General features: G+C 66.7%; 5 protein-coding genes. 1 reads left to right on the top strand and 4 read right to left on the bottom strand.

What is annotated here, in order from left to right; genetic code table 11:
• Positions 1–138: 138 nt before the first annotated feature.
• Entirely contained in the window at positions 139–1,095 is a 957-nt protein-coding gene (locus KDB67_RS16640) for an LLM class F420-dependent oxidoreductase (protein WP_291017914.1), read from the bottom strand.
• Positions 1,096–1,208: 113 nt separating this feature from the next.
• On the opposite strand from KDB67_RS16640, the gene KDB67_RS16645 reads away from it, so the two are divergent.
• Positions 1,209–2,474 carry an amidohydrolase family protein gene (locus KDB67_RS16645; RefSeq protein ID WP_291017916.1) on the top strand — a complete coding sequence of 422 codons (1,266 nt, stop codon included), beginning with the start codon at positions 1,209–1,211 and terminating at the stop codon, positions 2,472–2,474.
• Between the two features lie 301 nt (positions 2,475–2,775).
• Here KDB67_RS16645 and KDB67_RS16650 read toward each other — a convergent pair whose 3' ends face one another.
• From KDB67_RS16650 to KDB67_RS16660, 3 genes are all read right to left on the bottom strand, one after another.
• Positions 2,776–6,516 (bottom strand): ABC transporter ATP-binding protein, encoded by a 3,741-nt coding sequence (locus tag KDB67_RS16650; RefSeq protein WP_291017918.1) that lies wholly within the window; start codon positions 6,514–6,516, stop codon positions 2,776–2,778.
• Between the two features lie 169 nt (positions 6,517–6,685).
• Entirely contained in the window at positions 6,686–8,266 is a 1,581-nt protein-coding gene (locus KDB67_RS16655; protein WP_291017919.1) for a copper resistance protein CopC, read from the bottom strand.
• Positions 8,263–8,996, bottom strand: a 734-nt coding sequence (locus KDB67_RS16660; protein WP_291017920.1) for a YcnI family protein, incomplete at its 5' end; no start/stop codon positions are given. The genes KDB67_RS16655 and KDB67_RS16660, both read right to left, overlap by 4 nt.

The following is an 8,996-nucleotide window of genomic DNA, read 5'->3' on the forward strand; positions in this document are numbered from 1 at the left end:
GACGTTCACACAACACACCCACCTTCTCGACCCCCCGAAGAGCACCACAGAACACGCCCACCTTCTTGATCCCTGAGGGCGATGCGAGGAACGAGCGAGCGTCTCGAAGGGTCCGGCGAGATGAGGCTCCCAACTGACCTACCGCAGGTCTTTGGCCATGTAGGCCACGGCTTCCCGGGTACGGTCGCGCGAGGCGCGGAGTTCTTCGCGGGTGTCGCCGATGGGCAGCAAGCGCATGGAGATGTCGGTGACGCCGGCGTCGATGTAACGCTGGAATCCGGCCGCGATCGCGTCCTCGTCACCGGCGAGGATCAGGTCGCCGGCATCACGCGCGTTGCCGTGATCGAGCAGACGCTGGTAATTCGGCGAGAACTCCGATTCGGTGAGCAGCTCGTTGGCACGTTCCCGAGCGGCATCGACTTCCGAAGTGCTGCAAAGGCATACGGGAATCCCGGCCACCACACGCGGAGCCGGGCGCCCGGCGGCCTCGGCGGCGGCATTGATACGGGGTGCGATGTGATCACCGATGGCCTTCTCGTCGGCCATCCACAGAATGGTCCCGTCGGTACGCTCGCCGGCGATCTTGAGCATCACCGGACCGAGCGCCGACAGCATCACCGGCAGCGGCGCGATCGGCCCGAGGTCAAGCGGGTTGTGCACGGTGAACGAGGCGTTCTCCACGTCGACCGGTCCCGGCCCGTGCAGCGCCTGATCGAGAACGTCGAGCACGTCGCGGGTGTACGCCGCGGGCTTCTCGTACGGGATGCCGAGCATGTCCTGCACGATCCAGTGGTGCGAGGGCCCCATACCGAGAACCACCCGGCCACCGGACACCGCGTGTGCCGAAAGCGCCTGCCGGGCAAGGGCGATCGGATGCTGGGCGTGCAGTGGCACGACTGCGGTACCGATCTCGACCCGGCTGGTGCGGGCCCCCACCGCAGCCACGGCGATCAGCGCGTCGAAGTCGCCGGGCACCTGCGGGATCCAGATGGAGTCGAAGCCGGCGTTCTCCGCCCACTCGGCATCTCTGATCATCCGGCCGAGTTTGCGTGCGGCGTCGCCGCCCTCGGGTCCCACCATCACGCCCATGCGCATGTTCTTCGCCTCCCAGCCGTCGGCACGCCGACCTCTGTTGAATATGCTACTTGCAGATTACGAGAATACCAATATCGTAGATGGTAGTCAGATTCTCATCAGGAGGCCCACCTATGAATGTCGATGATCTGGTGCTCATCAGCATCGACGACCACGTCGTCGAACCGCCCGACATGTTCCTGCGCCACGTACCCGAGAAGTATCGCGATCAGGCACCCGTCGTCTTCACCGACGACAACGGCGTCGACAAGTGGATGTACCAGGGCAAACAGGCCGGGGTGAGCGGTCTCAACGCCGTCGTGAGCTGGCCGGCCGAGGAGTGGGGCCGCGACCCGGCCGGTTTCGCCGAGATGCGTCCCGGTGTGTACGACGTCCACGAGCGCGTCCGCGACATGAGCCGCAACGGGATCTGGGGTTCGATGTGCTTCCCCACGTTCACCGGTTTCTCCGCCCGGCACCTCAACCAGTATCAGGACCCGGTCACCCTGGTCATGGTGTCGGCATACAACGACTGGCACATCGACGAATGGTGCGGCGCCTACCCCGAGCGTTTCGTCCCGCTCGCGCTGCTGCCCACCTGGAACGTCGAGGCGATGTGCGCGGAGATCCGCCGGGTGGCCGCCAAGGGCTGCCGCGCGGTCACCATGCCGGAGATCCCGCACCTGGAGGGCCTGCCGAGCTACCACGACATCGACTACTGGGGACCGGTGTTCCAGACCCTGTCCGACACCGGGCTAGTGATGTGCCTGCACATCGGATCGGGTTTCGGCGCCATCTCGATGGCCAAAGACGCCCCCATCGACAACCTGATTGTGCTGGCCACCCAGATCTCGGCAATCGCCGCGCAGGATCTGCTGTGGGGTCCGGCGATGCGCGCCTACCCGGATCTCAAGTTCGCCTTCTCCGAGGGCGGTATCGGCTGGATCCCGTTCTATCTCGACCGCTGCGACCGGCACTACACCAACCAGCGGTGGCTGCGTCGCGACTTCGGCGGCAAACTCCCCAGCGAGGTGTTCCGCGAGCATTCACTGGCCTGCTATGTCACCGACCCGACGGCGTTGTTGCTGCGCAACGAGATCGGGATCGACATCATCGCCTGGGAATGCGACTACCCGCATTCGGACTGCTTCTGGCCCAACGCCGCCGAGCTCATGCTCGACGAACTCAACCGCGCCGGTGCCTCGGATTCGGATATCGACAAGATCGGCTGGGAGAACTCGGCCCGCTTCTTCAATTGGGATCCGCTGAAAGACCGCACCCGCGAGGAGATCTCGGCCGGAGCACTGCGCCGCGCCGCCGCCGACGTCGACGTGTCCATCCGGTCCCGCGCCGAATGGGCCCGCCGCTACCGCGACAAACAAGCCGCTTCGGCGACTTAATATGTGTCACTGATGATTCCGAAGTGGTCCGGCAATGCGCGGAAGGTCACCGGACCCTTCGTGACCCTCGCTCCTCCGTCGCAACGGCCTCAGGGATCAAGATGATCGGTCACGTAAACCCGAACGCACAGCACAACCGCTCCCGCCTCCAAGACCAAGACAATCGGTCACGTAAGCCTGAGCGCGCAGCAGAGCCGCGTCGGCCTCAGAGATCAAGATAATCGGTAGCGCCCACCCTTCTTGATCCCTGAGGGCGATGCGAGGTACGAGCGAGCGTCTCGAAGGGTCCGGTGACACGCGATCATGAGGTGACCACCTGCTCAGCAGCGGCCGCCCACAGGCCGGCGTAACGGCCACCGGCGGAGATCAATTCGTCATGGGAGCCGTCTTCGACGATGATGCCGTTGTCCACCACCAGGATCCGGTGCGAGACGCGGGCGGTGTGCAGGCGGTGGGCGATGACGATGGTGGTGCGGCCACTGGCGACCAGACCCATCGCCCGCTGCACCCGGGCCTCGGTGGCCAGGTCCAGGTTGGCGGTGGCCTCGTCGAGCAGCAGGATCGCCGGATCCACCAGCAGCGCCCGGGCGAGGCTGAGCAACTGCCGTTGCCCGGCCGAGAGCGACGTGCCCTGTTCGCTGACCGGGGTGAGGTATCCGGCGGGCAGGCCGCGGATGAACTCGTGCGCACCGACCGCACGCGCGGCGCGCTCGACCTCGAGATCGGATGCGCCGGGCCGCCCGTAGGCGATATTAGACCGGATCGTGCCACTGAACAGGAACGGCTCCTGCGGAACGAATCCGAGCTGATGCCGGTAGGACGGCAGATCCAGATGTTTCAACGGCACACCGTCGACACGGACCGTGCCGGCGTCGGGGTCGTAGAACCGGGCGACGAGTTTCATCAGCGTCGATTTGCCCGCGCCGGTGGTCCCGACCAGCGCCACCACCTGCCCGGACGGAATGCGCAACGACACATCGTCCATCACCACCAGCCCGGTCGATTCGTAGGCGAAGGTGACGTGGTCGAGGTCGATGTCGCCCCGCAACCGGCCGGGCACCACGGGCGCCTCGGCAATCGGGGTGTCCGACGGGGTCCGCAACAGCTCACCGAGTTGTCCGGCGGCGACCTGGGCCTGCAGCCACTGGTCGAACACCGACGACAACTGCCGGATGGGTGCGAAGAACTGATCGAGATACAGCAGGAACGCGACGAGGACACCGGCGGTGAGGTTTCCGGCTGCGAACATGCCCGCCCCCACCCCGAGTGCGATCGCCTTGGCGATCACGCTGAGCAGGTCGATGAACGGGAAGAACCTGGCCTGCAACTCATACGAGCGTTCCCTGGCGGCGCAGTAGCTTTCGGCCAGCCTCGCGAATTGCCGCTCGTTGGCGCCCTGCCTGTTGTACGCCTGGCTGACCGTGACCCCGTTGAGACTTTCCTGCATATCGGCGTACAGAACCGAAATGCGTTCCCGGGCAACCAGATATGTTCGTGTCGAGAGCCGTCCGAAGACCGTGGTGGCCACTACCAGCGGTCCGATCACCACCGAAACGGCAAGCGCCAGAGCCGGGTTGAATACCGCCAGCACCACCGCGATCCCACCGCAGGTGAGCAGACTGACCAGCGCGGTCACCAGACCCTGTTGCAGCAGTTGGGCAAACGCCTCCACGTCGGAGGTCATCCGCGTCATGATCTTGCCGGCCTGGTGCTGCTCGTAGTAATTCAGCGAAAGTCGTTGCAGGTGAGCGAAAGTCCGCACCCGCAGACCGAACAGCATCCGCTCTGCCGTCCACTGGGTGAAGAACGTCATGTATCGCTGATTGACCCAGATGAATATCTGCAACGCCAGCAGCGACGCCACCACAACGTAGAGCACGGCGACCGAGTCACGCACGACACCGTGGTCGACGCCGAACCGGATGAGCGCGGGCCCGGCCAGCGATGCCAGCGCGTCGACGACCACGAGTAGCACACCGAGCGCGAGCGGCTTGGCGAACGGCGCGAACACGGCACCCATCGTGAAATGGCTGTTCGGCGCGGTCTGCTCGGCGAGGTCGACGTCGGGTTCGCCCGACAGCGGCGGCAGGGCGTCGACGGCGGCGAGCAGTTCGGGTGATTCAGTGGCCAGGCTGCCGAGCCGGGAGCTGTCGCTGATCGGTCCACCGCCGCCGGCCGACGAGCGGGCGAGTGCGTCCCCGGCGAAACTGCTCACCTTGGCCGCCCCCTCCCGGGAGACTCCGGCCGGCCAGGCAGCCGTATCCACCGCAGCCGTGTCGGTATCCGGTGTGAACGGGACATCCTCGGTGTCCGGGCCAGTCATCAGTTCCCGGAACAACGCCGATCGTTCCTGCAGCTCGTCCGGGGTGCCCTGGTCGACGATCCGCCCGCCGTCGAGCACGACGACCCGGTCGGCCAGTTGCAGCGTCGAATAACGTTTGGCGATCAGCACCGTGGTGCGCCCGGACAGTACCTCATCGAAGGATCGGTGGATGGCGTGTTCGGTGCGGGCGTCGATCGCCGAGGTCGCGTCGTCGAGCACCAGAACCCGCGGGTTGGCCAGGGCGGCCCGGGCCAGAGCGATGCGCTGACGCTGACCGCCGGACAGCGTGTACCCGCGTTCGCCGACCACTGTCGCGTACCCGCCCGGAAGTCCGGAGATGAAACCGTGGGCATGGGCGGCGATCGCGGCACGCTCCACTTCGCCGCGACCGGCGCCGGGGCTGCCGAAGGCGATATTGTCGCCGATAGTGGTGGAGAACAGGAACCCTTCCTCGAACACCAGCCCCACCGCGCGCCGGACGGACGCGACCGAACAGTCCCGCAGATCCTGGCCGTCGATGCGGATCTGCCCGGCGGATGGATCGTAGAAGCGGGCGAGCAGCAAGGCCAGCGTCGACTTTCCGGAGCCGGACGCGCCGACAATCGCGAGCCGCTCACCTGGCTGCACGCGGAGCGTGATGTCGGTGAGCACCGGCTCGCCGCCCGGGTAGGCGAAGTCTGCATGGTCGATCTCGATCAGTCCGTGCCCGGCCAGGATCTCGGGGGCGTCGGGCCGGTCTGCGACCTCGGACTTCGAGTTCAGAAGATCGAGCAGCCGGGTCACTCCCGCCCGCGCCTGCTGACTGGTGGTGAGGATGCTCGACAGGAACCGGACAGGGGTGACCAGTTGCAGGATGTAACTCGAGAACGCCAGGTACACACCGAGAGTGATGTCGCCGCGCAACACCAGCAACCCGCCGAGGGCGAGCACCCCCACCTGGGTGAGGCCCGGGAACGCGTCGAGTGAGGCGGAGAACCGGGCGGTGATGCGGGCCGCACGCAGCCGCGACTGAAACAGCGTGCGCGCCTCGGTATTCAGAGAGTCCTGTTCCTGTGCCTCCTGACCGAATGCCTTCACCACCCGTACCCCGGTGATCGCCTCTTCGACCACGCCCGCCACCGACCCCTTGTACACGGCATCGGTGTAGCCGGCGGGGAAGGTCCGGGTCCGGAAGCGGGCCGCGACCCACAGGAACGCCGGGACAGCGATCACCATCACCAGCGACAGCAGCGGCGACAGATACAGCATCACCGCGAGCGCGCTCGCGAGCAGGGTGATGTTTCCGGCGAGCAGCCCGAGTTGCTGAAGGAACATCTGGATCAGCGTGAGGTCACTGGTGGCACGCGACATCACGTCGCCGGTACGGAACCGGCCCCGTGCGCTCGCGTCGAGGTGCTGCATGTGCCGGTGGACGAGTTCTTGCAGGTCACGCTGCCCGCGGGCGGCAGCACGGAAACCGACCGACCGGCGCAGGTACTGCAACCCGAAACAGACCACGCCCACCACGAGCAGGATGGTGATCCATGTCCCCAGCGACTGCCGGCCGGCGACGATGCAGTCGTCGACGATCCGCTGCTGGATCAGTGGTATCGCGGCCAGGGTGACCTGGGCGAGCACCGACAGCACGATGCCAGCGTGAATCCGGCGCAGGTTGGCCCGGCCCAGCAATGGTGCCAGCAATGTGAGTGTTCCCTGACCGCTTTTCACCTTCAAGCCCACCAGACCTCAATCCCTTCGACCGGTTTCCGACGCATTGATAAACATTACCGGACACCGCCGAATTCCCGCGGATCACCCACTGCCACCACATAATTGGTAAAGAATGCTTTATCTGTTCGCAATGAGTATTAATGTGTCCGGCGCGCCGGTGATCGCAATGGTTCCGTGATCAACGGACCCGATACCTGAAAGACGCGAGTTTCGGCCCCCCGTCTTTCGGGCCCCCGCCGTCGAACCGAACAGTTACCTTCCACTTCCCCGCAGCGGGAACGATGAGGCCGTCGCTTCGCCAAAGGACGCCACTCGCCGACGACACCCGGGCGACGGTGACAGGCAGCCGAGCGACGTTCGCGTCGGCCGATGACAATTCGATGTCGACGTCGGGATCGTCGGCCGGCTCCGGACTCCGGTATCGCACCGTGATGGTCTGATCACCGCGCCGGATCGTGTCGATATCGACATCCAATATCCGGGACGACCCGAAGTCCAGCGTGGCCTTCACCTGCGTGGTGTAGCTGTCCCGGGCGGGCGTCGTCGACGACAGTACGGCCGTCGCCGATGCGATCACCACCACCAGCGCGAGTTCCCCGGCGACGACTCCGCGCCGGGAATCACCACGAACGTATCGGCGGTACGCCCAGAATCCGACCGCCACGGCACCGGCGACCACGCCGGCCTTCACCAGCAGGACCACCCCGTACGTGGTGGTCCCGAGCGCTGCGAGCGGATCGACCTGCCACAGCGCCAGGATCACCCCGGACACGATCACGATCGCCACATGCGCGAGCGCCACCCGATGCCAGCGCGCGATGCGGACAGTCTCCGGGGCGAGCAACGCGAGCACCGCTACCCCACCGAGCCACACCGACATCGCGTACACGTGAATGAGTGTGTCGGCAAAGGCAACCGGCCACCGATCCGTCGACCCCCCGTGCCCGCCGAGGGTCACGGCGATCAGCGCGGACCCCGCCGCAACATATCCGGCGTATCGTCCGCCCCGGATCCGGGAGATACCCGCGGCGACAGTCAGATTCAGCACCGCGGCGAGCGCGATCGACCAACCAGCCCGGGTGTGCAGCACATCGTCCATCGCGCCCGTGGTGATCGAGGACAGACCGCCGGCGTGCTGCGTGCCCAGGACGGCGAGGCGGCCGAGCAGCCCGAGGAACAGGATCACCCCACCGGCCTGGTATACGACATGGAACCTGTTGCCGGACAGTAGCTCCGGCCACACCATGCGCGCGGCGAGCAGCAGTCCGACGGTGAGGATGACGCCGAGATAGACGGCCGCCTTCGCCGGCCACCCCCAGCGGGTCGCGGTATTGCTCGCTGCGGAGGCCACCGGTATCCCGCTCAGGTCCGTGACCGAGCCGACGGTGAACCGGATCGACAACGAGATCACATGGGTGTCGGCCGACACGGTGCGGACCGTGGCGAGGTAGGCGTCGTCGCCCAGCGAGCCGGACGGGTTGATCACCACCCGGCGGTTACCGTTCTCCAGCCGTACCCCCGACAGCCGTATCCGCTCACCGCCGGAGGTGATCAGCGACGCCGACCCACCGACGATGGTCACCGGCTCGCTCAGCTCGATGACCAGCACCTCCGGTGCCGTATCGACGTGAGCGCCGTCGGCCGGCGAACTCGAGACGACGGTGGCGTGCGCCGATGCGGGTGCTGCCGATGCCACCAGGACCGCACCGGCCAGCAGCGTCACGAGCAGTGCGGCGGCGGCCCGCAGCGCCGTCGTCATGACCGGGCCGGACCGCGCTCCCCGGTCCCGGCCGACACGAGATCACCTTCGGCACCGTCACGTTCAGCCGTGGCCGCTCCGTCGGCCGGCGCCGCGGGATCCGTTCGGCCCCGCTGCCAGAGTGCACCGCCCACGGCCGCGGCGGCCAGCGCCACGATCAATGCCGCGATGCCCAGCACCCGAGCCGCCCAGTCCGCCTTGTCCTGTTCGGCGGCAACGCTTTCCGCCTTGTGGTCGGCGGACTGCCCGTGCGCTCCGTCATGACCGGCCGATTCGGCGAGCGTCACCGACGGTGCCGGATGTTCGGGCTCGCTGGCGGCGTCGAGTGCCTCCTCGTCCCACCGCACGACGGTGCCGTCGCTATAACGCTGCTCGGTGGGCAGCGACACCGAATCGACGCCCGCGGGCCATTTTCCGCCCGAGAACGTGAACACCCCGAACTCGGTTGCGCCCAAACCATTGTCGAGATTGTTCGCCGTCCATTCGATGCGGCTGACCCGTTGGGCGGCGCCATCGGGTTCGGTGCTCACCTTGGCCGTCCAGCCGGGGATCGGCAGGGTTCTGGCCGAGGTCAGGTCGACCGACTCGGGGATGGTCACCGCCACCGCGGTGGTTCGCGCGGTATCCGATTCGGTGGGCACGATGAGCCGGACCTGACCGTATCCACCCTGGGCCGGTTGCACCGTCTGATCGGCGGAGACGTGTGCCGACGCGACGCCGGCGGCACCGA

The organism is Gordonia sp. (in: high G+C Gram-positive bacteria) (genome assembly GCF_020438995.1).
Lineage (GTDB): Bacteria > Actinomycetota > Actinomycetes > Mycobacteriales > Mycobacteriaceae > Gordonia.